Raw genomic sequence first — 24,559 nt, forward strand, 5'->3', positions numbered from 1 at the left:
CGTCGAGCAAGCCCTGGAACGGACATGGCTGACACCAGCTCTGCTCTCACCGACGCGACATCGCCCGCGCCGCGAGCCCGCCGCCCCCGCCACCTCCCGCTCGTCCTGGTCCTGGGCTCCCTCACCGCGCTCGGCCCGCTCACCATCGACCTCTATCTGCCGGCCCTCCCCCGGGTGAGCTCGGACCTGGGGGTCTCACAGGCCGTCACCCAGCTCACCCTGACGGCCTTCATGGTGGGGATCGCCCTGGGTCAGCTGGTCATCGGCCCGCTCAGCGACACCCTCGGCCGGCGCCGCCCACTGCTGACCGGCCTGTCGGTGTACGTGGTCGCGGGCGCCCTGTGCGCGCTCGCACCGAACCCGGCCGTCCTCGTCGGCATGCGGTTGGTGCAGGGGCTGGCCGGAGCCGCCGGCATCGTCATCGCCCGGGCCGTCGTACGGGACCTGTACGACGGCCTCGGCGCCGCCCGGCTGCTGTCCTCGCTGATGCTGGTCTCCGGCACCGCGCCGATCCTGGCTCCCGTGCTCGGCGCGCAATTGCTGCGACTGACCTCCTGGCGAGGTGTGTTCGTCACCCTCACGCTCCTCGGTCTGGTCATCCTGGCGGCCACCGCCGCCCTGCTGGCCGAGACCCTGCCGCCTCCGGACCGGCGGCACGGCGGACTGCTCGCGACCCTGCGCACGATGAGCGATCTGGTACGCGACCGCCCTTTCACCGGCTACCTGCTCACCGGCAGCCTCGGCTTCGCCGCCCTGTTCGCCTACATCGCCGGCTCCTCCTTCACCCTCCAGGAGATCTACGGCGCCTCCCCGCAGACGTACAGCCTGCTCTTCGGCCTCAACTCGCTCGGCATGGTCGCCACGGGACAGCTCAACGGGAAGTTCCTGCTGGGCCGTTACCCCTCGCACCGGGTGCTGGCCATCGGACTGGCCGCGCTCATTGCGGCGGGCGCCGCCCTCGTGCTCCTGGTCACCACCACCCAGGCCGGCCTGCCCTGGATCGCGGCGGCACTCTTCCTCACCGCCTGCCCGGTCGGCATGATCCTGCCCACGACCACGGCCCTGTCCCTGCAACGCGCCCCGCACGCGGCGGGAAGCGCCTCCGCTCTGCTGGGCACCACCCAGTTCCTCATGGGAGCCCTCGCCCCGGCCCTCGCCGGTCTGGGCGGCAGGTCCACCGCCCTCCCCATGGCGGTGTCGGTGCTCGGCCTGGCCTCCGCCGCGACCGGATGCTTCCTCGCGCTGTGCCGCCCTTGGCAGACCGCTCCCGACCCGCTGGCTCGGTGAGTCCCTGCTTCAGGCGGTGAGAACGCGCGCCCGGCAGGCCGACGGGGTGCCCCAGGCGGTGCGCAGGGCGTGGGCCTTGCGGATCCACAGGGACAGGTCGAGTTCGTCGGTGTAGCCGATGGCGCCGTGGCATTGCAGTGCCGTGCGGGCCGCGAGGTGGACCGTGTCGCCGGCCGCGGCCTTCGCCGCCGCGATGGCCTGGCCGGTGTGCTCCGACGCGGACGCGAGCGAGAGAGCGGCGGCATGGATCAGCGGCTCGGTGAACTCGAGGCTGATCAGTACGTCCGCGAGCCGGTGCTTGACCGCCTGGAAGGAGCCGATCGGCCGTCCGAACTGGTGGCGTCGGCGTACGTGGGACACGGTCCGGTCGAGCAGCGCCCGGCCCACGCCCAGTGCCTGCGCCGCGGTGACCAGGGTGCCGATGTCGGTGGCGTACGCGGCCGCGCGCCGTAGGTGCGGTCCCTCGGCCAGGACGGTACCGCCCGTCGGCCGGGACAGGCGGCGGGCCGGGTCGGCGGACGGCTGGACGGGGCCGGTGGACTCGGCCACGCGCAGCGTGTCGCCGGTGACGACCAGGACCAGGTCGGCCATGTCGGCGTCGAGGGCGTAGGGGGTGTCGTCCACGGGCGGGCACAGGGTCGCGACGGTCTTGCCGGAGGCCATCCCGCGGAGCCAGGTCGCGTGCCGGTCACCGAGCCGGTCGAGCAGGGCGGCCGCCGCCACCGTCTCGACCAGCGGGCCGGGTACCGCGTGGCGGCCCAACTCCGTGAACGCCACCGCGAGTTCGACCGGCAGGAGGCCGAGGCCGTCGTACTCCTCCGGTACGGCGAGGGCGAGCACTCCGGCTTCCGCGAGGCGGCCCCACAGGGCGCGTCCGGGTCCGTGGTCGCCGGTGCTCCAGGCCCTGACGACAGCCGGGGTGTCGGACGCCGTCAGCAGGGCGTCGAGCGATCGCGCGAACTCCCTCTGCCCGTCGTCGAGGAGGAAGCGCATCACCGGCGTCCCTTCGGCAGGCCGAGCAGGCGCTCGGCGATGATGTCGCGCTGGATCTCGTTGGTGCCCGCGTAGATCGGTCCGGCCAGGGAGAAGGTGTGCCCTTCGGCCCAACTGCCGTGCGCGGGCGCCTCGTCGGCATGGTCGGCGAGTTCGCCGTACGGGCCGAGGAGGTCCAGCGCGGTCTCGTGCAGGGCGATGTCCAGCTCGGACCAGTACACCTTGTTCATGCTGGACTCGGCGCCGATGGAGCCGCCGGCGGCGAGGCGTGAGGCGCCGGCGTAGGTGAACAGTTGGTAGGCGCGGGCGCGGATCACGGCGTCGGTGACCCGGTCGCGCAGTGCGGTGTCGGCGGGGTCGGCGCGGTCCCGCCACAGCCGGGTGAGCCGGTCGGCGGCCGCGGTGAAGCGGCCGGGGCTGCGCAGGGTGAGGCCGCGTTCGTTGCCGGCGGTGCTCATCGCGACCCGCCAGCCCTGACCGGGTGCACCGATGACGTCCTCGTCGGGTACGAAGACGTCGTCGAGGAAGAGTTCCGCGAAGGCGGGTTTCCCGTCGAGCCGTCCGATGGGGCGTACGGTCACGCCGTCGGCGCGCAGCGGGAACATCAGGTAGGTCAGACCCCGGTGGGGCTTGCCCTCGTCCAGGCCGTCCCGGTCGCTGCGGAAGAGACCGAAGGCGCGGTCGGCGAAGGCGGCGCGCGAGGACCAGGTCTTCTGGCCGTTCAACAGCCAGCCCCCGTCGGCGCGCCGGGCGGTGGAGCGGAGCGAGGCGAGGTCCGAACCGGCCTCGGGTTCCGACCAGGCCTGGGCCCAGATCACCTCCCCGGTGGCCATCGGGGGAAGGACGCGGGCGCGCTGCTCGGGGGTGCCGTGCTCGAAGAGGGTCGGGGCGAGCAGGTTGATGCCGTTCTGGCCGACCCGGCCCGGTGCGCCGGCCGCGTAGTACTCCTCCTCGAAGACCAGCCACTCCAGTACGGAAGCACCGCGGCCGCCGTACTCCTCGGGCCATGACACCACCGACCAACGATCGTCGGACAAGGTGCGCTCCCAGGCCCGGTGCGCGGCGAAGCCCTCCTCGGTCTCCAGCGAGGGCAGGGGCTGTTCGGGCACGTGGGCGGCGAGCCAGGCGCGAGCCTCGGCCCGGAAGGCGTCCTCGGCCGCCGAGAAGTCGAGGTCCATCAGACTCCGGCTCCTTCCCTAACAAGTGTTTGGTAGGTTACCGTACGGGGCGTCAGCCGTCGAGAGTCGAGCGCGCCGCCGGCCTGTCCAAGGAGGCCCGTCCATGACCACCTCCCCGCCGCCCTATGTGCCCGGCCACCGCCTCCTCGCCGGCCGTGGCGCCGTCGTGACCGCGGCCGCCGGGGCCGGCATCGGCGGGGCGACCGCGCGCAGGCTGCTGGAGGAGGGTGCGAGCGTCGTCGTATCGGATGCGCACGCCCGTCGGCTCAAGGAGTGCGCGGCCGAACTCGCCGACGCCTTCGGGGCGGAACGGGTCGCCGCGCTGCCCTGTGACGTCACCGACGAGGACCAGGTGACCGCCCTGTTCGACCTCGCGGAGGAGCGCCACGGGCGGCTCGACGTCGTCGTCAACAACGCCGGGCTCGGCGGGACCGCCGACCTCGTCGACATGACCGACGAGCAGTGGTCGAAGGTGCTCGACGTGACACTCAACGGCACCTTCCGCTGCACGCGCGCCGCGCTGCGGCGGATGAAGGCAGCGGGTCAAGGCGGAGTCGTCGTCAACAACGCCTCCGTCGTCGGCTGGCGGGCGCAGCGGGGCCAGGCGCACTACGCGGCCGCGAAGGCGGGCGTGATGGCGCTGACCCGGTGCGCCGCCCTGGAGGCCGCCGAGTTCGGGGTCCGGGTCAACGCGGTGGCGCCGAGTCTGGCCATGCACCCCCATCTGGTGAAGGTGACGACTCCGGAGCTGCTGGCGGAGTTGACGGCCCGGGAGGCGTTCGGGCGGTACGCCGAGCCGTGGGAGGTGGCCAACGTGATCGTCTTCCTGGCGTCGGGCTACTCGTCGTACATGACGGGCGAGGTCGTCGCGGTCAGCAGCCAGCACGCGTGAGGCGACAATGACCGGGTGCCGAACAGTGACAGTGACCGTAAGAAGACGGCGATGAGCGGCGGGCCCGAGCGCCGTGAGGAACTCCTCGCCACCGCCGCCGAGGTGTTCGCCGCGCAGGGCTACCGCGCCACCACCGTCCGCAGGATCGCGGACGCGGCGGGGATCCTCGCGGGCAGCCTGTACTACCACTTCGACTCCAAGGAGTCGATGGTCGACGAGATCCTCTCCACCTTCCTGTCCGACCTGTGGGCGCGCTACGACGCCGTGCTGGCCGGCGGTCTCGGGCCCAGGGAGACCATCGAGGCGCTCGTCACCGAGTCCTTCCGGGAGATCGACCGGCATCACGCGGCGGTCGCGATCTACCAGAAGGAGGCCAGGATCCTGCAGACCCAGCCGCGCTTCGCCTATCTGGCCGACTCCCAGGTGAAGTTCGAGAAGGCGTGGCTGAGCACCCTGGAGCGCGGGGTGGCCGAACGGGCCTTCCGCGCCGATCTCGACATCCGGCTCACGTACCGCTTCCTGCGCGACACCGTGTGGGTCGCGGCCTCGTGGTACCGGCCGGGCGGACAGCACAGCCCCGAGGAGATCGCCCGCCAGTACCTGTCGATGGTGCTGGAGGGCATCAACCTGCGGGAATGACCCCCTGAAGCTCTCAAGGAGCGGCCATGGCCGAGGCATACATCGTCGAAGCGGTCCGTACCCCCGTCGGCAAGCGGAACGGCGGACTGGCCGCCGTGCACCCCGCCGACCTGGGCGCACATGTGCTCAAGGCGCTGATGGAGCGGTCGGGCGCCGACCCGGCGGCCGTCGAGGACGTCGTCTTCGGCTGCCTGGACGCCGTCGGACCGCAGGCCGGTGACATCGCCCGCACCAGCTGGCTGGCGGCCGGTCTGCCGGAGGAGGTGCCGGGCACCACCGTGGACCGGCAGTGCGGCTCCTCGCAGCAGGCCGTGCACTTCGCCGCGCAGGGCGTGCTGTCCGGCACCCAGGACCTGGTGGTCGCGGGCGGTGTGCAGAACATGTCGGTGATCCCGATCGCCTTCGCCACCCGGCAGGCCGCCGAGCCGCTCGGTCTGACCCAGGGGCCGTTCGCGGGCTCGGAGGGCTGGCGGGCGCGCTACGGCGACCGGCCGGTCAACCAGTTCGTCGGCGCCGAGATGATCGCCGACAAGTGGGGCATCTCCCGCCAGGACATGGAGGAGTTCGCGCTGCGCTCCCACCGGCGGGCGCTGCGCGCGATCGACGAGGGCCGGTTCGACCGCGAACTCGTCCCCTACGGCGAGGTGTCCCTGGACGAGGGACCGCGCCGTGACACGAGCCTGGAGAAGATGGCGGGGCTGAAGCCGGTCATCGAGGGCGGCAAGCTGACGGCAGCCGTCTCCTCCCAGGTGTCCGACGGCGCGTCCGCGATGCTGCTGGCGAGCGAACGGGCCGTGCGGGAGCACGGGTTGACCCCACGGGCCCGGGTCCACCACCTGTCGGTGCGCGGCGAGGACCCGATCCGGATGCTCACGGCGCCGATACCGGCGACCTCGTACGCCCTCAAGCGGGCCGGCATGACCATCGACGACATCGACCTCGTCGAGATCAACGAGGCGTTCGCGTCCGTGGTGCTGGCCTGGCTGAAGGAGACCGGCGCCGATCCGGAGAAGGTGAACGTGAACGGGGGCGCGATCGCCCTGGGCCATCCGCTGGGCGCCACCGGGGCCAAGCTCATGGTCACCCTGCTGCACGAACTGGAGCGCACCGGCGGGCGGTTCGGCCTCCAGACGATGTGCGAGGGCGGCGGCCAGGCCAACGTCACCATCATCGAACGGCTCTGACGATACGTCAGCCGACTCCGTGCGGGTCAGGGCAGACGCTTCAGTGTCACGAGGGCCTCCGCCATGATCCCGGCCACCAGTTCCGCGCACGAGGGCAGGTCGTCGATGAGGCCGGCGACCTGCCCGGAGGCCATCACGCCGAGGTCCGTGCGGCCGTCCACCATCGCCGCTTTCAGCAGCATGGGCGTGTTGGCGGCCAGCAGGACCTGGCTCCAGGTCAGGTCCTTGCCGTGCTTCATGGCCAGTCCGTCGCGGACCATGGCGCTCCAGGTCATGCCGGACTCCCGCTTGAAGGCGGACGCGTGCCGCAGTGCGCGGACCAGCGCCCGCGCACGGCCCGCGCGCTCCAGGGTGTCGACGAGTTCGCTGCGCAGCATCCGGTGGGGCAGGCCGTCGACCTTGGTGGTGACGGTGATGTCCTGCACGCCCGCGGCCAGGTAGCGGGCCTTGACCGGGTCGGGGACCGTGCTGTCGGAGGTCAGCAGGAAGCGGGTGCCCATGGCGATGCCGGCCGCGCCGTAGGCGAGCGCGGCGACCAGGCCACGGCCGTCGCGGAAGCCGCCGGCCGCGATCACCGGGATGTCCACGGCGTCGACGACCTGGGGCAGCAGCACGGTGGTGGCGACGCTGCCCGTGTGGCCGCCCCCTTCGCCGCCCTGTACGAGCACCGCGTCGGCGCCCCAGGCGGCGACCTTCTCGGCGTGGCGCCGGGCGCCGACCGAGGGGATGACGACCACTCCCGCGTCCCTGAGGCGGGCGATGAGTTCCCGGCTCGGCGCGAGCGCGAAGGACGCCACCCGCACGCCCTCCTCGATCAGGACGCGCACCCGGTCGGCCGCGTCGGAGGCGTCCGCCCGGAGGTTGACCCCGAACGGAGCGTCCGTACGCGACCTCACCTCGCTTATGGCCGCCCGCAGTTGGGGCAGGGGCATGGTGGCGGAGGCGAGGATGCCCAGCGCGCCGGCATTCGCCGCCGCGCTCACCAGCCGGGGTCCGGCCACCCAGCCCATGCCGGTCTGGACGATCGGGTGCCGTACGCCGACGAGTGCGGTGAGCGCGGTGGGGATCGTGCCCTCACTCATGCGGGGACCTCACGTGAGCGCACGTTGCCGGGGTCCAACACTTCGCGGATCAGCCGCAGTTCGTCGGCGTCGGGTTCGCGGGTGTACGGCACCTCGGCCGGGATGTTGAGTGCGAACCCGGTGGCCTCCTGGACCTGTTCGACGGTGACGCCGGGGTGCAGGGAGCGCAGCCGCATGGTGCGGTCCGGGGTCTCGAAGTCGAACACGCCCAGGTCGCTGACGACTTCGGGGATGCGGTGGTAGCGGGTCGCCGAGGGGCCCGCCTCGGCGGCGCGGGCGTAGCCGACCCCGCTGACCATGTCGACGTGCTCGACGAAGACGCGGGGCGAATGCTTCGGGACCCAGTAACTGGTCGGGTTGTTCAGGGTGTTGACGGGGGCACCCCGCACCCCCAGCAACTGCCGCCTGGGGCGCGCCCAGTCGCCGATGCAGGAGATGTTCTGGTTGCCGTGGCGGTCGATCTGGCTCGCGCCCATCATCACGTGCCGGCGGCCGGTGGCGACGAGGGCCAGGTGCTGGCGGTAGGGCAGCCAGCCCTCCACCACCTCGGGTGGGCGGCCGAGTGCGGGAGTGTCGCCGATGAGCAGCGCCTCTCCGTCGGTCAGGAGCAGGTCGGGGGCGAAGGTGAGCCTGGCCAGCCGGGCGCCGAGGGTGGGGACGGTGCCCATGGGGCTCGCGAGGATCTCGCCGGCGTCCCGCCAGACCTCCGCGCAGGCCACCACGCAGTACTCGGCGCGGGTCGTGTCGTTCGTCGTGGGTGCGTTCACGCCCGCTCCTCGTGGAATGCCGTGACCGCCGCCCGGTACGCCTGTTCGTCGCCGGACAGGAAGCGGTCGGTGAAGGCCCGCCAGGTCTCCGGGTCACGGGCGGCCTGCGCGTAGGCGCGCTGGAAGGTCTCGTCGCGGTCGTGGTCGGGGGCGCAGGAGGTGAAGTGCGCCCCGCCCGGAGCCTGGACGACACCGGTCACGAACGCCCGCTTGACCAGGAGGGTCTGCGGGGCGGCGTCCTTGAGCAGGTCGGCGGTGTCGACGATCTGCTCGCAGGAGACGTAGGCGGTGTCGGCGGCCTGGCAGAAGAGGTCGTCGAAGTACGGGTCGGGGCCCAGGTACTGGGCGTTGCCCCGGGTGTCCGCCCGGTTGAGGTGGACCAGGGCCGCGTCCAGGCGCAGGGCCGGGACGGCGACGAACTCCTCGCCGTCGTCGTAGGGCGAAGTGACGGTCCGCAGGCGGGGGTTGACCGTCATCACGTCCGAGCCGAGCGCCGCCCGCACCGGCAGGAACGGCAGTCGCTGCGCGGCCGCGGTCAGGCCCCACATGACCATCGCCTCGTCCAGCTCCACCAGTTCGAAGTCACCCCGCTGCCGGGCCGCGGTGAAGTGCGGCTCCAGGGGGATGGAGTCGAGGGTGGCGAAGGCGGCGACCAGCTTGCGGATCCTTCCGGCGGCGGCGAGGAGTCCGACGTCCGGACCGCCGTAGGAGACGACGGTGAGGTCTCTGACGTCGGTCCGCAGCAGCGCCCGGACCAGGGCCATCGGTTTGCGCCGCGATCCCCAGCCGCCGATGCCGACGGTCATGCCGCTGCGGAGGCGGCCCACGGCCTCCTCGGCGGTCATCGTCTTGTCACTCACCCTCGCTCCCCTCCGACGACGTGGACGCCACGAACGCGTCGCGGTACCGGTCCGAGACGCCGCTGAGGTTGGCCTCGAAGGTGAAGCCCTGCTCGAAGCGGTAGCTGCGGCGGACGTCCACCGGGTCGATGCCGTTGATCGCCGCCTTGGCCAGGCGGATCAGCAGACCGTCCTTGGCCGCGATCTCCCGCGCCAACTCAAGCGCTGCCTCGGTCAGTTGCTCACGGGGCACCACCCGCCAGACCGAGCCGTGCCGGTACAGCTCCTCGGCGGTGACGGTGCGCGAGGTGTAGTACAGGGTCCGCATCAGGTGCTGGGGCACCAGCCGGGCCAGGTGGGTGGCGGCGCCGAGGGCGCCCCGGTCCAGTTCGGGCAGTCCGAAGGTCGCGTCCTCGCTCGCCACGATCGCGTCCGCGTTGCCGACCAGGCCGATGCCGCCGCCCAGGCAGAAGCCGTGCACGGCCGCGACGACCGGGACCTCGCAGTCGTACACCGCGGCGAACGCCTCGTAGCAGCCGCGGTTGGTGCCGATGAGGGCCGCGTGACCGTCGGTGCGCTGCATCTCCTTGATGTCCGCGCCCGCGTTGAACCCCCGGCCGGTGGCGGTGAGGACGACACAGCGCACCTTGGGGTCGGTCCCGGCGGCGCGCACCGCCGCGGCGAGTTCGTACCAGCCCTGGACAGGAAGGGCGTTGACCGGTGGGAAGTCGACATTGACGACGGAAACGCCCTCTTCCGGGGCTGCGGTGGAGACACCCATGAGCGAGTCAGCTACCTTTCCACCAAACGTTTGTTAGGCACGAAGGTAGCAGCGGAGCGCATCCTCCGGGAGGGCCTCATGGCATCGGTCATCGAGCTGGGCGGGCGGGTCGCGGTGGTCACCGGCGGCACCCGCGGGGTCGGCGCGGGCATCAGCCGGGCGCTGCTGGAGGCGGGCGCGGAGGTCGTCGTCTGCGCCAGGCGCCCGCCGGACGAACCGGTGCGGGCCGGCGGCCGCACGGCCCGTTTCCTGCCCCTGGACCTCAGGGACGCCGACGCGGTGACCGCCTTCTTCCAGCGGGTGCGCGAGGAGTACGGCCGTCTCGACGTCCTCGTCAACAACGCCGGTGGCACGCCGTACCGGATGCTCGACGAGGGCGGGGCCCAACGGCACGCCCGGGTCGTCGAGTTGAACCTGCTGGCACCCCTGACCGCGTCTCTCGCCGGGTACGAGGTGATGCGCGAGCAGCCCGGGGGCGGGTCGATCGTGATGATCGGCAGTGTCAGCGGCAGCCGCCCCTCCCCCGGCTCGGCCGCGTACGGGGCCGCCAAGGCGGGACTCGATCAGCTCGCCCGGACCATGGCCGTGGAGTGGGCTCCGCTGGTGCGGGTCAACACCCTTGTGCTGGGCATGGTCCGCACCGAGCTCTCCCATCTCCACTACGGCGACGAGGACGGCGTCGCCGCCGTGGGACGCACCGTCCCGCTCGGCCGGCTCGCCGACCCCGCCGAGGTGGGCGACGCCTGCGCGTTCCTCGCCTCCGACCGCGCCTCCTACATCACCGGCGCGAGTCTCCTCGTGCACGGCGGCGGCGAGCGCCCCGCGTTCCTCGACGCGGCGACCGCCAACCGCTGAGGCACCCGACCGACCCACGACGTGAGGATGATCCCCATGAACGGACTGTGCACCGGACGCGTCGCCGTCGTCACCGGGGCGGGCCGCGGACTCGGCCGCGCGCACGCGCTCGCCCTCGCCGCGGAGGGCGCCGCGGTCGTCGTCAACGACCTCGGTGTCGGCGTCGACGGCACCGGAAGCGAGGCCGGGCCCGCGCAGCGGGTCGTCGAGGAGATCCGGGCGCTCGGCGGGCGGGCGGTCGCGCACGACGGTGACATCGCGACCGGCGAGGGCGCCGCGTCGCTGGTCCGTACGGCCCTGGAGACCTACGGACGGCTGGACGCCCTGGTCAACAACGCCGGTTTTCTGCGCGACCGGATGCTGGTCAACCTCGACGAGGACGACTGGGACGCCGTCATGCGGGTCCATCTCAAGGGCCATTTCCTGCCGTTGAAGCACGCCGCCGCGCACTGGCGGGGGGAGGCGAAGGCCGGGCGGCCTCCGGTCGCGCGGGTGGTCAACACCAGCAGCGGGGCCGGGCTGCTGGGGTCGGTCGGGCAGGGCAACTACAGCGCGGCCAAGGCCGGAATCGTCGGGCTCACCCTGGTCGCGGCCGCCGAACTGGCCCCCTACGGCGTCCAGGTCAACGCCATCGCCCCGGCCGCCCGCACGCGGATGACGGAGGCGACCTTCGCCGACACCATGGCCGCACCCGGCGACGGCGCCTTCGACGCCCCGGCCCCGGAGAACGTCTCCCCCCTCGTCGTCTGGCTCACCTCCCCCGCCTCCACCGGTGTGACCGGACGGATCTTCGAGGCCGAGGGCGGCCGCATCACCGTGATGGAGGGCTGGCACCCCGGCCCGACGGCCGACAAGGGGGCCCGCTGGACCCCGGCGGAGGCGGGCGAGACGGCACTGAAGCTGCTGGCGCAGGCGGAGGCGCCGCGGCCGGTGTACGGGGCACGGTAGGGGGCGGGCCGCCGGCCCGCTCCGGCGCGGTGACGATGGCGGCAAGACGGAGCTCGCGGCTCTAACGTGCCGGACATGACCTCACATCACTCTCACGACTCACACGGCGAGCGGCTCCTGGACATCGACGGTGTCGAGCTGTGCGTCGAGACCTTCGGGGACCCCGCCGCCCCCGCGATCGTGCTGGTCGCCGGGGCGAGTGCGTCGATGCTCTGGTGGGACGCCGAACTGTGCGGGCGGATCGCCGCCGGTGGGCGGTTCGTGGTGCGGTACGACCATCGGGACACCGGCCGTTCGACCTGCTGGCCGCCGGGGAGGCCGACGTACGCGTACCGCGATCTGGCCGAGGACGTGCTGGGCATCCTGGACGCCCTGGGCGTCGAGCGCGCTCACCTGGTCTGTCAGTCGATGTTCGGCGGGATCGGACTCGTTCTCGGCGTGGACCGGCCCGACCGGGTCGCGTCGCTGACGTTCGTGTCGACGTCGACCGGGGCCGACGACCTGCCGCCGCCGGCCGACGACCTGGCCATGCCCGCCGAGCCGGACCTCTCCGACCCGGCCGCGGTCGTCGAGTACGTGGTCGCCGGGGCGCGGGCCTGCTCCGGCGGCTCGCCGTACTTCGACGAGGCCGCGATCCGGGCGCTGGTCGAACGGGACGTGGCGCGTGCCCGGAACTACGCGTCGACGCTGGTGAACCACTACGCCATCGGCTTCGACGAGCCCTCGCGCGGCGGCTTCGGCGACCTCACCGCGCCCACCCTCGTGGTGCACGGCGACCACGACCCGCTGCTGCCCCCGGCGCACGGCGAGGCGCTGCGGGACGCGATCCCCGGAGCGGAGCTGCTGGTCCTGAAGGGGGCGGGGCACGACGTGCCGCGGGCGGTGTGGGACGACTTCGCCGCGGCCCTGGTGCGGCACACGGCCGGCGGCCCGACATAAATCCCGTGTGCCAGGACCCGTACGGGTCCTGGCACACGGGATTGTGGTCGATATGTCGACCTATAGGCACTGGCAGAGCGTCACGCGTGCCGGTGCGAGCGTCCTCGGTTGCCGGCGAAGACACGGTAGAGGGCGAGCAGGATGAGGGAGCCGACTATCGCGGCGATCCAGGTCGAGAGTTCGAAGAACCCGTCGACCGAGTCGACGCCGAAGATCACCTTCCCGAGCCACCCTCCGAGCAGGCCGCCCACGATCCCGATGAGCATGGTGATGATGACACCGCCGGGGTCCTTGCCCGGCATGATGGCCTTGGCGATGGCTCCGGCGAGCAGGCCGATGATGATCCACGCGAGGATTCCCATGGTGTGTGTCCCTCTTCCTTCAGCACATAAGGACTGAGTCAGCACATCGTGTTTACCGTCCGCGCGCATACAAACGTTTCCTGTGAAAACCGGTCCTCCCCGATCGTGCGGAAGCCGGCCCCAGCGGGACGCGTGCGTGTCAGGGCGACTCGAAGGCCGCGATCTGGGAACCGGGAGAGGAGCCCGGGTGCGTACGGCCCGGCTCGCCGACCGGAGGAGAGGCCACGATGGCACGCGCACACGACTCGCGGCGGGCCGTCCCCGACACGCCGGGGACGCGCGACGACGACGGCGTCACGCGTCGCCGCCCCCTGCGGGAGCAACACGTCGAGGAGACCGTCGAGATCGCTGTTCCGGTGCGCACGGCGTACAACCAGTGGACGCAGTTCAGGACCTTCCCCCGGTTCTCGCCCCTGGTGCACGGCGTGGAACAGATCAGACCCACCGTGACCGCCTGGACCATCGGCTACGGCCGGCTGCGCCACCGCTTCCCGGTGGAGATCGTGGAGCAGGACCCCGACGCCTACCTGGCCTGGCGCGGCCTGGACCAGAACCCCTCCCACCAGGGCGAGGTGGAGTTCAGGCCGACGCGCTCGGGCGGTACGGCACTCACCGTCCGGATGCTCCTGGAGCCGCGCGGAGCCGCGAAACTCCTCGTCGGCTCGTCCAAGGGCGCCCAGGTGGCCGCCCGGCTGCTGCGCCGCGAGCTCCGGAACTTCAAGGAGTTCATCGAGGGCCTGGGGCAAGAAGGCGGGGCCTGGCGCGGCACCATCCGCAACGGCCGTGTCCAGCACGAGCACCCGGAACCGCCGAGGAGCCGGGTGGCCCAGTGGCCCGTCGGCTGACCCGCGTACCGGACCCGGCGAGAGAAAGGCGAACCGATGCAGAACCCGCCCGGTGAGGAGCCGGAGAACACCCTCTCCGTGACACCGCCGAAGAAGTGGGCGGCGGGCGTCCCCGCGGTCGTGCACGCCCTCGAGTACTCCCTGGAGCAGACCTCCCCGCGCAGGGCCGGGGTGGACCTGCTGACGATGAACCAGGTGGGCGGGATCGACTGTCCCGGCTGTGCCTGGGCTGATCCGAAGCCGGGGCACCGGCACCGCAACGAGTACTGCGAGAACGGCGCCAAGCACATCAACGACGAGGCCACGACCCGTCGGATCACCGCCGACTTCTTCCGGGAGCACAGCGTCCCGGACCTCGCCGGGCGCTCCGACATGTGGCTCAACCAGCAGGGCCGGCTCACCGAACCGATGATCAAGCGGCCGGGCTCCGACCACTACGAGCCCATCGGCTGGCAGGACGCCCTGGGCGTGCTCGCCGAAGAGCTCACCTCGCTGCACTCCCCCGACGAAGCCGTCTTCTACACCTCGGGCCGCGCCAGCAACGAAGCCGCCTTCGTCCTGCAGCTCTTCGCCCGCGCCTTCGGCACCAACAACCTGCCGGACTGCAGCAACATGTGCCACGAGTCCAGCGGCTTCGCCCTGAACGAGACGCTGGGCACCGGCAAGGGCACCGTCAGCCTCGACGACCTCCACCACGCCGACCTGATCTTCCTCGTGGGGCAGAACCCCGGCAGCAACCATCCGCGCCAGCTCTCCGCCCTGGAGGAGGCCAAGCGCAACGGCGCCCGCATCGTGGCGGTCAACCCGCTGCCCGAGGCCGGCCTGCGGCGCTTCAAGAACCCGCAGAAGCCGAGCGGGGTCGTCGGCCGCGGCACCCAGATCGCCGACCGTTTCCTCCATATCAAGCCCGGTGGCGACCTCGCCCTGTTCCAGGCCCTGAACCTACTGCTCCTGGAGGCCGAGGACGCCCGGCCCGGCACCGTCCTGGACCACGCCTTCATCGACGCCCACACCGCCGGCTTCGAGGAGTTCGCCCAGCACGCCCGCACTGTCGACTGGGACGAGGTGCGGACAGCGACCGGACTGACCCGCGAGGACATCGAGAAGGTCCGCGACGAGGTCCTGCGCAGCGAACGCGTCGTCGTCTGCTGGGCGATGGGCATCACCCAGCACAAGCACGGCGTGCCCACCATCCGGGAGATCGTCAACTTCCTGCTGCTGCGCGGCAATCTGGGGCGGGCCGGCACCGGCGCCTGCCCGGTCCGCGGGCACAGCAACGTCCAGGGCGACCGCACCATGGGCATCTGGGAGCAGATGCCGGACTCGTTCCTCGACGCGCTTCAGAAGGAGTTCGGCTTCGACCCGCCGCGGCCGCACGGGCTCGACTCCGTGAACTCCATCAAGGCGATGCGCGAGGGCCGCGTGCAGGTGTTCCTCGCCCTGGCCGGGAACTTCGTGCGCGCCGCGCCCGACAGCGCGGTCACCGAGGAGGCGATGCGTTCCTGCCGGCTGACCGCCCACATCTCCACCAAGCTCAACCGCTCGCACACCGTGTGCGGGGACACCGCGCTGATCCTGCCGACCCTCGGCCGCACCGAACGTGATGTCCAGGCCGACGGCGAGCAGTTCGTCACGGTGGAGAACTCCATGAGCGAGGTGCACACCTCCCAGGGGCGCCTCGAACCGGCGTCGCGGCTGCTGCTCAGCGAGGTCGCCATCCTGTGCCGGCTCGCCCGCCGCACCCTCGACGGCAAGACGGACATCCCCTGGGACCGCTTCGAGGCGGACTACGGCACAATCCGCGACCGCATCTCGCGCATCGTGCCGGGGTTCCACGACTTCAACGCGCGGGTGACCCGCCCCGGCGGCTTCCAGCTGCCCAACCCGGTCAACGAGGGCGTGTTCAACACCTCCGCCGACAAAGCCCTGTTCACCTGTAACGAGCGGGTGGTGCCACGGGCCCCCGAGGGCCATCTGCTGTTGCAGACCCTGCGCTCGCACGACCAGTGGAACACCGTCCCGTACACGCTGAACGACCGCTACCGGGGCATCCACGGCAGCCGGCACGTCGTCATGGTCAACCCGGCGGACCTCTCCCGGCTCGGTCTGGCCCAGGGCGACCGCGTCGATCTCGTGAGCGTCTGCGCGGACGGCACCGAGCGGCGGGCCGCGGGCTTCGAGATCGTCCCCTACCCGACCGCACCGGGCTCCGCCGCCGCCTACTACCCCGAGACCAACGTCCTGGTGCCGCTGGACAGCGTCGCCGACATCAGCAACCAGCCCGCGTCCAAGGGCATCGTGGTACGCCTCGAACCCGCTCCCGCCTGACCAGAGGCCCCACGCCCGTCTGACCGACCACCGGGTCGTTCCCGTACGACGGCCCGGACCGGGGTGTTCACCCGAACCGCAGGACGCGCGGTGCGAAGGTGCCCTCGGGGCCGTCGGCGCGGCCCACCGACCACACCGTCGCCGTGCCCGGCACCGGTGCCAGCCGCAGCATCGAGGAGTCGCCCTCCCCGGCCACCGCCGGTTCGCCGTACTCGGTGAACGACTGGCCGTCCCAGGCGAGGAAGTCGGGCCCGGAGACGAGCGGGGCACCGCCGGGCGGGCCCCACTTCTGCGAGCGGGCCACCGCGACCCAGGCCAGGCCGCCGGACGTGTCCGGGGCCAGCGAGCTGATCGAGCCGAAGTCGGTGGGCACGGTCACCCGGCTCCACGACTGGCCGTCCCAGCGGACCAGGAGAGGGGGGATCGGCCGGCCGGGCGGGCCGCCGATGAAGCCGCCGGTACCGCCGGCCCACACCTCGGTCGGCGAGACCGCGAGCACGCTGCCCACGGCCGAGCGCGGGAAGCCGTCCACGACGGTCTGCTGCCACTCCTGTCCGTTCCAGTGCGACACGGCCGCCCCCGAGTCGGTGGCGCCCGCCGCCCACACGTCGTCGGCCGCCAGGACGTGCAGGCCGTACACCGCACCGGGCGGCACCGGCAGCTCCTGCCAGCCCTGACCGTCCCGGCGCAGCAGCACCTGTGCGCCGCCCCGTGAACCGATCAGCCAGGTCTCACCGCCGCCGGTGACGACCTTGGTCAGCGCGACGTCGCGCGGTGGCCGGCTCTCCTGCCAGCCGGTGCCGTCGAAACGGAGCAGGCGGGCGCCGCCGGCCGAGTCGCGGCCGACCGCCCAGACGTCGGTCGGCGAGGTCGCGGCGGTGGACAGCAGCTCCCCCTGCCAGCCGATCCCGGCCAGGCTGTGGCGCTGCCAGGCGGTTCCGTCCCAGCGCAGCATTAGAGGGAAGCCGGGCGCCTGGCGGCCCACGGCGTCGGCGCCGACCGCCCAGGCCAGGTCCGGGCCGAGCGCCACGGCTTCGTTCAGCGCGGCCTGCGGGCGTACCTGTGCCGGGACCGGAACGTGTTGCCAGGACGCGGTGTCCGCCGCGGCCGGGGTCAGGATCGCCATGAAGGCCATGGCGACGGCGAGGGCCGCGACGAGAAGTCTTCGTGCCATGGTCAGCCTCTCCTCCGCTCACTCATCAGGTTGGGTGGGGAGCCGTAGATCTCGGCGGTCCCGAAGGACAGCAGCGCGGATCCGGCTCTCGCCAGCGCGACGGGCCTGACCTCGATCGCGTCGGTGCGCTCGGGGCCGTAGAAGAAGGTCGTGCGGTGGCCGTCGACGCGCGCGTACTTCGACTGGAAGGCGTGGTCGCTGCGCACCGGCAGCCAGAGCGCGCCGTCCGGGCCGCGCACCATGCCCTCCGTGTAGGTGTCGCCCAGGGGCGGGTGGGTGGTGCGCCAGGCGTGCCCGTTCCAGGTCAGCAGATAGGTGGCGGCGGCTCCGTCGGTGTACTGGCTGCCGCCGATCGTGACGCGTCCGGACGGTTCGAGCAGGATCGTGTGCACGTTGCTGTCCGGCGGCAGCGGCACCCGCGCGTCCCGCCAGGCGGTGCCGTCCCACCGCAGCACGGTGGCCCCTGTGGTGGTGTCCGCCCACGCCCAGACGTCGGTGGCGGTGCGCGCGGTGATCCCCATGAGGTACAGCACGCCGTCCGGCACGGCCTGGGAGGTCCAGCCGGAGCCGTCGTGGTGCAGCACCTTCAGGCCGGTCTCGTCCTCACCGACCACCCACGCGGCGCCCGGGACCGCGGTGAAGTCCTGGTAGGTCCACAGGGTCTGCGGCAACGGGACGGAGCTCCACCCGGCCGCCGACCGGCGCAGGATCTCCCCCGCGCCCTCGTGGCCGTGGAGGATCCACACCTCGTCCCCGACGAACTGCACCTTGCCGAGCCAGCCGAGCTCACCGGCTCCGGGGAAGCCGGTGTCCCGGCTCCACGCCGTGCCGTCCCACCGGTACAGAAGGGGCCGCAGCCCGTCGGCGGTGTGTTCCCAGCCGGTCGCCCAGGCCTCGGCCGGCCCGCGGGCGGCGAGGTCGGACACGGTCACCGGCGCGGTGGCCGCCGGCACCGGGAGCACCGTCCAGGCCGGGGTCACGGCGGCGGCCGGCAGGACGGCCGTGACCCACGCGACGACCAGGCAGATGATGACCGCACGGAGACGGTTCACGAGACCCTCCAGTACGCGAAGGCCGCACACGCTATGGGCGTTCACACACCGGTGGACAGACGGCATCCGGCCGTTCGTGAAACCCTCCGGAGAGCACTTCCCGCATCGATTTCGGATGGCAGGAGTGGACGGTGGAAGCCGGGGTAGGCGCTGGTTCGTCGGCCCCGGGGTGGCCGGCGGCGCAGGACTCGACTTCGGGAGGGGAACGATCATGGCGGTGACGACCAGGACGGCGATCGAGTCGGAGACCACCGGACTGCCGCAGCTGGCCGAGCCCTCCCAGGTGGCACCCAAGGACGCGCGGCAGTTGTCGCGGCTGTTCTTCGAGCAGCTGGCCGTCCTGGAGGAGGGCACGCCCGAGTACAGCTACGCCCGCAACACGCTGATCGAGATGAACATGTCCCTGGTCCGCTTCGCGGCCGGCCGGTTCCGCAGCCGCGGGCCGGAGGAGATGGAGGACATCGTCCAGGTCGGCATGATCGGTCTGATCAAGGCCATCGACCGGTTCGAGCTGTCCCGCGAGGCGGAGTTCACCTCCTTCGCGATCCCCTACATCGTGGGCGAGATCAAGCGGTTCTTCCGGGACACCACCTGGGCCGTGCACGTGCCGCGCCGGTTGCAGGAGGCCCGGGTCCAGCTGGCCCGTGCCACCGAGGAACTCCGCAGCCGCCTCGGCCGTACCCCGACGGTGAAGGAACTGTCGGAGCTGATGAGCCTGCCCGAGGACGAGGTCATCGAGGCCCGGATCGCCGCGAACGGCTACAACTCCGCTTCCCTGGACGCCACCATCAGCGGCAGCCAGGACGGCGAGTCCGTCCTCCAGGACTTCATCGGCGCCGACGACACCGCCCTGGAGCTGGTGGAGGACTTCCACGCGCTGGCTCCGCTGATCGCCGGCCTGAAGGAACGCGAGCGGCAGATCATCCACATGCGGTTCGTGGAGGAGCTCACGCAGGCGGAGATAGGCGACCGTCTCGGCATCTCCCAGATGCACGTCTCGCGGCTGCTGTCGCGCACGCTGGGCCGGCTGCGCCAGGGGATGCTCGGCGCCTGCTGACGGGCCTGCGCCCCGGCTGACCACGGCCGTCCGCTGTGCCATGCTCGACGCGTGACGTCACAGGAACAGCCGCCTCCGCGGGGAGCGGCCTCCGACTCCTCGGCCTTGGCGAAGGTGGTCGCGCGGCAGCGGGCCGAGATCGTGGACCTCCAGCGCGTCGCGGCCCTGCTGCCGGTGCTCGAGCGGGCCAAGGGCGCGGTCATGGTGCAGGAGGGCTGTTCCGCCCAGGAGGCCTACGAACTGCTCCTCGACCGGTCCGCGGCAGCCGGCCGCACGCTCGTGGAGGAGTGCTGGCTGACCCTGGGGGCCATCCGTCCGGCCCGTCGGCGGCGCGGACGGCGCCGACGGCGACCGGACACCGACAGCGGCGGCTCGGTGTTCGACTCCGCCCAGTACCTGGTCCCCGCCGAGCCGTCCTCGCGCTCCGCGCCCTCCCCCGGCCCGGCCGGCGACCCCGCTCCCCTGCTGGGCAGGCTCGGCCTGGGCCTCGCGAGTGTGCGGGACCGCCACGAGCTGGCCCGTTGCCTGCTGGAACACCTCGCCGAGGGGGCCGAGGCCGATGCCGTGCTGATCTACCTCGGCGCCGGTGACAGTGTCCGGCTGGCCGGGCACGCGGGCATCGACGGGGTGGACGCCGTCCGCTGGCAGCGGCTGGCCGTCGCCGGGCACGGGTCCGCCGTACGGGATCCGCTGCGCGCCGGGGAGCCCGTCTGGTCGGAGGGGCCCGAGCCGTGCGACGCGTACCGGGTGCCCGGCGACACCCTGAGCCGATGGCCCTCGCGGGCCTGGCTGCCGGTGGACATGGGCGGCGAGTCCGACGAGGTCGTCACCGTGCTGCGCGGCACCGACCGGCCCTTCACGGCCGCCGAACGGGAACTGCTCGTGGCCGCCGTGCAGTTGTGCGCGGGCCGGCTGACGACCCTCGACTCGGGGGTGTCCCGCAGGAAGCCGTCCGTCGACAGTGTGCAGCAGATCTTCGACGCGCTGCCGGGGTCGGTGATCCTGCTCTCCCCGCTGTCCTCGGCCGAGGGTGTCGTGGAGGACTTCCGCATCGAGGCCGCGGCACCCGACTCGGTGGACGTGGCCGGCCGTACGGGACGTCAACTCGTCGGCCTGCGGGTGCTGGAGTGCTATCCGACCTTCGCCGGTACGGAGATGTGGAAGGGGTACCTGGACGTCCTCGCCACGGGCCGGCCGTTCGCGGGCGAGCCGTTCACCTACGAGGAGGTGGTGGCCGGCATCCCGCGGCACTCCAGTTTCTCGCTGCGGGTGGCGCGGCTCGGCGAGCACCTCGTCGTCTCCTGGGTCCGGCACGACATCACGGCACGGCAGGAGCAGCGGCTGGCCACCCTGCAACGGCTGGGCAATCTGGGCTGGGCCGACTGGAACCTGATCAGCGACGCCATCACCTGGTCCCCGCACGTGTTCACGATCTTCGACCGGGACCAGAGCCTCGGACCGCTGCGGCTGGAGGAACTGCCCGAGTGCGTCCTGCCCGAGGACCTGCCCGGACTGACGGAGGCGGCGCAGCGGCTGCTGAGCGACGGCACCGCCATCGACCAGCCCTTCCGCATCACGACCCGGGCGGGGGTGCGTCATCTGCGGATCGTCGCCGAGGCCATCACCGACGCCGACGGCACCCCGCTGGAGGTCCACGGCTTCTTCCAGGACCTCTCCGGTCAACGGGACGCGGAACTGGCCCTGCTCAGCAGCGAACGCGCCGTCTCCGCCCAACGCGGCATGCTCCAGGCCGAACGCAGGATGGCGGCCCGGCTTCAGCAGGCGCTGCTGCCGCTGCCCACGGGTCCGGTCATGCTCGCCGGGCTGTGGACCAACGCCTTCTACCATCCGGCCGAGCGGGGCATCAGCGTCGGCGGCGACTGGTACAGCGCCATCGAACTCCCCAACGGAGACGCGCTGTTCGTCATCGGGGACGTCATGGGGCACGGCATCAACGCCGTGGCGACGATGGCCCAGCTCCGCTTCACCGCCAAGGGCATGATCATCACCGGGTCGAGTCTGACGGACGCGCTCACCCGGCTCAACGCCCTCCTGATGCACCTGCGCTCCCCCGCCGACCGGCACACGACCGCGACAATGATCGTGGCGCGCTACCGTGCCGCCGACCGGACCCTCACCTGGGCGCAGGCCGGCCATCTGCCGCCCCTGCTGGTACGGGACGGCGAGGCGCGCACCGTCGAGCGGCCCGCGGGCATCCTCCTGGGCGCCACCACCACCCCGGTGTTCGCGGAAGCCACCTTGCGCCTCCAGGAGGAGGACCAGCTGCTGCTGTTCACCGACGGTCTGATCGAGCGCCCCGGGCAGGACCTCAGCACGGGCCTGAACTCCCTTGCCACCATGGCCGCGGCGATCCTGGACACGTCCCGCCCGGACAGCCTGAGCACCCTGCACACGTCTCTGGCCCACGCCGACCATCCCGACGACGTGTGCGCGCTCCACATCAGCCTGCCGCGAACGCCATCGGCGGACTGACGCACATCGGCGCCCTGCCGACGGCGGGTCCGTGGCCGTGACCTCGGTGACGGAAGTGACCGAATTGCTGACCGTGCGCATCGGCTGGGTTAATCTCGTCCCTCACGGGGGCCGAACTGGCGTGCATCGAATGTGACTTCGGGGGATTCCTTGTCGGGACAGCGGCCCGTGCCGACGGACGACTCGGCTGCCGCGCTGCGGCGCACCGGCGCCTCACCACTGCGGGCGGCCGACCCTGCGCGGGTCGGCCCTTACGTACCCGTGGCCGTGCTCGGCAGCGGGGGCATGGGGCGGGTCTACCTGGCACGCCCCGCCGACGACGGTCCCGGTCTGGTCGCGGTGAAGGTGATCAGACCGGAGTACGCGGAGGATCCCCGGTTCCGGCGGCGGTTCGAGCGGGAGGCGTCGGTGCACGCCCGGCTGCGCACACCGCACGCCCCGCGCCTGTGCGGCACGGGCTTCGAGGACGAACTGCTGTGGATGGCCACCGAGTACCTCCCCGGCTTCGATCTCGCGGAGGCCGTACGGGAGGGCGGCGCCCTGGAGGCGGCCGCGGTGTGGCGGCTGGTGGCCGAGCTGGGACAGGCCCTGGTGGACCTCGGTGCCGAGGAGATCGTGCACCGGGATCTGAAGCCGTCCAACGTGCTGCTGACCGTCCGGGGCGCACACGTGATCGACTTCGGCATCTCCAAGGCCGTGGACGCGAGCGCCATCACCGGCACGGGCAACCGGGTGGGAACGCCGGCCTACATGTCCCCCGAGCACTTACGGGAAGGCCTGTCCGACGGGGCGTCCGACCTGTTCTCGCTCGGCGGGACACTGGTGTACGCCGCGGCCGGGCGCGCTCCCTTCGGCGACGGCACCGGCGTCGACGTCATGCACCGGGTCGCGTTCGAGGAACCGAAATCCGAGGTGATCGGCGAGATCTCGGCGGCGGACGCGGAACTCGGTGCGCTGCTGACCGCGTGCCTCGCCAAGGACCCCGCACGGCGGCCCACCCCGCGGGAGCTGATCGAACACGCCGAGGCACGTGCCGTGCCGGCCGTCTGGCCGGAGCTGCTGGGCGAGGAACTGTCGGCCCGGCAGCGGGCGTACGAGACACTGCACCGGCTGCCGGTCGCGAGCATGGTCCGGACGCGGGGTCCGGAGGGCCTGTCGCCGCGGTCGCTCCGGCATGCCCCGCAACCCGCCCCAGCCGTCCTGCCCCTCCGCCCCGTAACGGAGCCGCCGGGGCAGGCCGTGGCTTCGTGGGAAAAGCCTCCGGTGCCGGACTCGGCTCCGCTGGAACGCTCCTCGGCGCCGGGCTCGGCGTCCCCGGAAGGCTCCTCGGCGTCCCCGGAACGCTCCTCGGAGTCGCCGGAATCGCCTCCGGCGCCTGTCTCGGCCCAGTCGGCACGCCCCGCCGTGCCAATGGCGCCTTCGCCGGAACGGCCCCCGGCGCCTGCCTCGGCCCCGCCCGGACGCTCCTCGGGACCCGTCGGAGTCCTCGCACGGGTCCGGGAGAAGCCCTGGCCGGTCGTGGCCGCGGGTCTCGTGATCTGCGTGGTGGCCGCGTCGGCCGTTCTGCTCACGAGTCCGGACGGCCCCGGCGGCGGCTCCGCCCCGCAGGCCGGAGGCGCCCGGGCCATCGGCGCCGCACCCCGGGGCGCCTCCACCGCGCCCGGCTCCCGGATGTCCGGCGGGCAGTCCCGGCCGGACCTCGACGGCGCCGTGAACGAAGAAGCGAGCAAGGGCGGGGGCGGGGCCGGCGCCGGGGTCGACCGGGAGCAGCCCGCGGCCTCGAGTCCCACCGGCGACGCGGATGGCGACGCCTCCGCCCCCGGCACCGCGCCCGACGTCTCCCCCTCCCCCACGCCGTCCGACGACAGCCCCACCGCGGACCCCGGCACCGCGCCCTGGCTCTCCGAGTGCACCTACTACAACGGCAACGGCCCCACCCGCCTCGGCGACAGCGGCAAACGCGTGCAGGAGGTGCAGTGCATCCTGACCGAGCGCGGCTACGGCGTGGGAAGCACCGGTGTGGACGGTGAGTTCGGGTCCGGCACCGAGGCCGCGGTCGAGGCCTTCCAGAGCGACCGGGGCCTGGACGCGGACGGCGTCGTGGGCCATGACACCTGGAGTGCGCTGCGCAGCGCGGAGTGACGCAGGCCCGGTGGGCGGGTGCCGGGCCGGCGGGGCTCAGCAGCCTCCGCAGGTGTAGTAGATGACGTCCCAGTGGTTGCCTTCGTCGGCGTAGACGTTGCCGGAACCGGAGCGCCACTGCGGGGCCCCGTCGGCGCGCAGGCCGATGTAGGTGAAGGTGTTGTTGATGTAGGTACCGATGCAGGTGGACTTGGCGTAGTCGAGCTTGTAGCCGTTCCAGTGGGAGTACGTCCCGGAGGCGTGGCCGGTCTCGGTGCCGCCGGTGATGTTCAGGGCGCAGCCGCTCGCGGACTTCAGGGTCTGCGCGCCCTGGGCGGTGGCGAGATTCAGTTGCTCGAAGGACGTACAGCTCGGGTTGTTGCGGTCGGAGCAGTTGCCGGACGACGACCAGGTGATGCCGGCCTGCGCGAACATCGATGTCGCGGTCGCGTGACTGATCTTGGTGTCGGCGAACGCCTCGCCGGCGGTGCCGACGACGGCGGCGCCGGGAGCGATGACAAGCGCGAGGGCGGTCATGACCGAGCGGAGCTTCGGGGCCTTGGTGACGTTCATGCGGGACCTTCCTGCGGTGGGCCGGGTTCCTGTGCGGTGGCTGTGCAGGTGGTGCGGAAGGGAATGATGCCCGGGCCGGTCGCGAGTCGGCCAGGGCACAAATCGGCCCCCGGACGGGGCGGTTGCCGCTGGTGCGACGAGGACGGTTGCCGCTTGTGCGCCGATCGGAC

22 protein-coding genes are annotated in these 24,559 nt (G+C 72.4%); 12 read left to right on the forward strand and 10 right to left on the reverse strand.

All coding sequences use genetic code 11. From position 1 onward, the window contains the following. Positions 1–24 precede the first annotated feature (24 nt). The gene (locus AC2XR2_RS01230) at positions 25–1,287 is read left to right on the forward strand and encodes a multidrug effflux MFS transporter (RefSeq protein WP_491513968.1); all 1,263 of its coding nucleotides are present in this window, start codon (positions 25–27) and stop codon (positions 1,285–1,287) included. Positions 1,288–1,296: 9 nt separating this feature from the next. On the opposite strand, the gene AC2XR2_RS01235 is transcribed toward AC2XR2_RS01230, so the two are convergent. Further along, on the reverse strand, positions 1,297–2,280 hold the full coding sequence (locus AC2XR2_RS01235; protein WP_491513969.1) for an acyl-CoA dehydrogenase family protein: 984 nt from the start codon (positions 2,278–2,280) through the stop codon (positions 1,297–1,299). After that, positions 2,280–3,458, reverse strand: a complete 1,179-nt coding sequence (locus AC2XR2_RS01240) for an acyl-CoA dehydrogenase family protein (RefSeq protein ID WP_491513970.1) — start codon at positions 3,456–3,458, stop codon at positions 2,280–2,282. The genes AC2XR2_RS01235 and AC2XR2_RS01240 overlap by 1 nt, the downstream gene beginning before the upstream one ends. A 103-nt stretch (positions 3,459–3,561) precedes the next feature. Here AC2XR2_RS01240 and AC2XR2_RS01245 point away from each other — a divergent pair, with 103 nt between their 5' ends. From AC2XR2_RS01245 to AC2XR2_RS01255, 3 genes are read left to right on the forward strand one after another with little or no spacing between them, the layout of a single operon-like run. Continuing rightward, positions 3,562–4,350 (forward strand): SDR family oxidoreductase, encoded by a 789-nt coding sequence (locus tag AC2XR2_RS01245; protein ID WP_449352178.1) that lies wholly within the window; start codon positions 3,562–3,564, stop codon positions 4,348–4,350. A gap of 51 nt (positions 4,351–4,401) precedes the next feature. Further along, positions 4,402–4,989, forward strand: coding sequence for a TetR/AcrR family transcriptional regulator (locus AC2XR2_RS01250; RefSeq protein WP_330269843.1), 588 nt, complete (start codon positions 4,402–4,404; stop codon positions 4,987–4,989). A gap of 26 nt (positions 4,990–5,015) precedes the next feature. Further along, positions 5,016–6,173 carry an acetyl-CoA C-acetyltransferase gene (locus tag AC2XR2_RS01255; RefSeq protein ID WP_381306753.1) on the forward strand — a complete coding sequence of 386 codons (1,158 nt, stop codon included), beginning with the start codon at positions 5,016–5,018 and terminating at the stop codon, positions 6,171–6,173. A 26-nt stretch (positions 6,174–6,199) separates the two neighbouring features. On the opposite strand, the gene AC2XR2_RS01260 is transcribed toward AC2XR2_RS01255, so the two are convergent. From AC2XR2_RS01260 to AC2XR2_RS01275, 4 genes are read right to left on the reverse strand one after another with little or no spacing between them, the layout of a single operon-like run. Further along, on the reverse strand, positions 6,200–7,255 hold the full coding sequence (locus AC2XR2_RS01260; protein WP_491513971.1) for an NAD(P)H-dependent flavin oxidoreductase: 1,056 nt from the start codon (positions 7,253–7,255) through the stop codon (positions 6,200–6,202). Continuing rightward, complete coding sequence (locus AC2XR2_RS01265; RefSeq protein ID WP_491513972.1) at positions 7,252–8,022, reverse strand: CoA-transferase subunit beta; 771 nt, start codon at positions 8,020–8,022, stop codon at positions 7,252–7,254. Before AC2XR2_RS01265 ends, AC2XR2_RS01260 begins: the two co-directional genes overlap by 4 nt. After that, positions 8,019–8,882, reverse strand: coding sequence for a CoA transferase subunit A (locus AC2XR2_RS01270; RefSeq protein WP_491513973.1), 864 nt, complete (start codon positions 8,880–8,882; stop codon positions 8,019–8,021). Before AC2XR2_RS01270 ends, AC2XR2_RS01265 begins: the two co-directional genes overlap by 4 nt. Then, positions 8,875–9,642: an enoyl-CoA hydratase family protein gene (locus AC2XR2_RS01275; protein WP_491513974.1), complete on the reverse strand. Its 768-nt coding sequence runs from the start codon at positions 9,640–9,642 to the stop codon at positions 8,875–8,877. Before AC2XR2_RS01275 ends, AC2XR2_RS01270 begins: the two co-directional genes overlap by 8 nt. A 78-nt stretch (positions 9,643–9,720) precedes the next feature. Between AC2XR2_RS01275 and AC2XR2_RS01280 the strand changes: the two genes are divergently transcribed. The 3 genes from AC2XR2_RS01280 to AC2XR2_RS01290 all read left to right on the forward strand — a co-directional run bounded on the left by AC2XR2_RS01280 (position 9,721) and on the right by AC2XR2_RS01290 (position 12,384). Then, positions 9,721–10,497 carry an SDR family oxidoreductase gene (locus tag AC2XR2_RS01280; protein ID WP_491513975.1) on the forward strand — a complete coding sequence of 259 codons (777 nt, stop codon included), beginning with the start codon at positions 9,721–9,723 and terminating at the stop codon, positions 10,495–10,497. Between the two features lie 36 nt (positions 10,498–10,533). Beyond that, positions 10,534–11,445: an SDR family oxidoreductase gene (locus tag AC2XR2_RS01285; protein WP_449352183.1), complete on the forward strand. Its 912-nt coding sequence runs from the start codon at positions 10,534–10,536 to the stop codon at positions 11,443–11,445. 75 nt (positions 11,446–11,520) lie between these two features. Beyond that, positions 11,521–12,384 carry an alpha/beta fold hydrolase gene (locus tag AC2XR2_RS01290; RefSeq protein WP_491513976.1) on the forward strand — a complete coding sequence of 288 codons (864 nt, stop codon included), beginning with the start codon at positions 11,521–11,523 and terminating at the stop codon, positions 12,382–12,384. An 80-nt stretch (positions 12,385–12,464) separates the two neighbouring features. On the opposite strand, the gene AC2XR2_RS01295 is transcribed toward AC2XR2_RS01290, so the two are convergent. Next, a complete protein-coding gene (locus AC2XR2_RS01295) occupies positions 12,465–12,746 on the reverse strand; it encodes a GlsB/YeaQ/YmgE family stress response membrane protein (RefSeq protein WP_381305853.1) in 282 nt (93 codons plus the stop codon). A gap of 227 nt (positions 12,747–12,973) precedes the next feature. Between AC2XR2_RS01295 and AC2XR2_RS01300 the strand changes: the two genes are divergently transcribed. Next, positions 12,974–13,591, forward strand: coding sequence for an SRPBCC family protein (locus AC2XR2_RS01300; protein WP_449352184.1), 618 nt, complete (start codon positions 12,974–12,976; stop codon positions 13,589–13,591). 36 nt (positions 13,592–13,627) lie between these two features. Next, positions 13,628–15,919 (forward strand): FdhF/YdeP family oxidoreductase, encoded by a 2,292-nt coding sequence (locus AC2XR2_RS01305; RefSeq protein ID WP_491513977.1) that lies wholly within the window; start codon positions 13,628–13,630, stop codon positions 15,917–15,919. 67 nt (positions 15,920–15,986) lie between these two features. Here AC2XR2_RS01305 and AC2XR2_RS01310 read toward each other — a convergent pair whose 3' ends face one another. Then, positions 15,987–17,093, reverse strand: a complete 1,107-nt coding sequence (locus tag AC2XR2_RS01310) for a hypothetical protein (RefSeq protein WP_491513978.1) — start codon at positions 17,091–17,093, stop codon at positions 15,987–15,989. 2 nt (positions 17,094–17,095) lie between these two features. Next, a complete protein-coding gene (locus tag AC2XR2_RS01315; protein WP_491513979.1) occupies positions 17,096–18,145 on the reverse strand; it encodes a hypothetical protein in 1,050 nt (349 codons plus the stop codon). Between the two features lie 211 nt (positions 18,146–18,356). Between AC2XR2_RS01315 and AC2XR2_RS01320 the strand changes: the two genes are divergently transcribed. The 3 genes from AC2XR2_RS01320 to AC2XR2_RS01330 all read left to right on the forward strand — a co-directional run bounded on the left by AC2XR2_RS01320 (position 18,357) and on the right by AC2XR2_RS01330 (position 23,837). Beyond that, positions 18,357–19,202, forward strand: a complete 846-nt coding sequence (locus AC2XR2_RS01320; RefSeq protein ID WP_381305839.1) for an RNA polymerase sigma factor SigF — start codon at positions 18,357–18,359, stop codon at positions 19,200–19,202. 51 nt (positions 19,203–19,253) lie between these two features. Next, positions 19,254–21,695, forward strand: a complete 2,442-nt coding sequence (locus AC2XR2_RS01325) for a SpoIIE family protein phosphatase (RefSeq protein ID WP_491513980.1) — start codon at positions 19,254–19,256, stop codon at positions 21,693–21,695. 168 nt (positions 21,696–21,863) lie between these two features. Then, positions 21,864–23,837, forward strand: a complete 1,974-nt coding sequence (locus AC2XR2_RS01330; RefSeq protein WP_491513981.1) for a protein kinase domain-containing protein — start codon at positions 21,864–21,866, stop codon at positions 23,835–23,837. A 36-nt stretch (positions 23,838–23,873) separates the two neighbouring features. Here AC2XR2_RS01330 and AC2XR2_RS01335 read toward each other — a convergent pair whose 3' ends face one another. Then, on the reverse strand, positions 23,874–24,389 hold the full coding sequence (locus AC2XR2_RS01335; RefSeq protein ID WP_449352190.1) for a hypothetical protein: 516 nt from the start codon (positions 24,387–24,389) through the stop codon (positions 23,874–23,876). Positions 24,390–24,559: the final 170 nt, after the last annotated feature.

It is taken from the genome of Streptomyces sp. LS-MS-L19 (assembly GCF_058382285.1).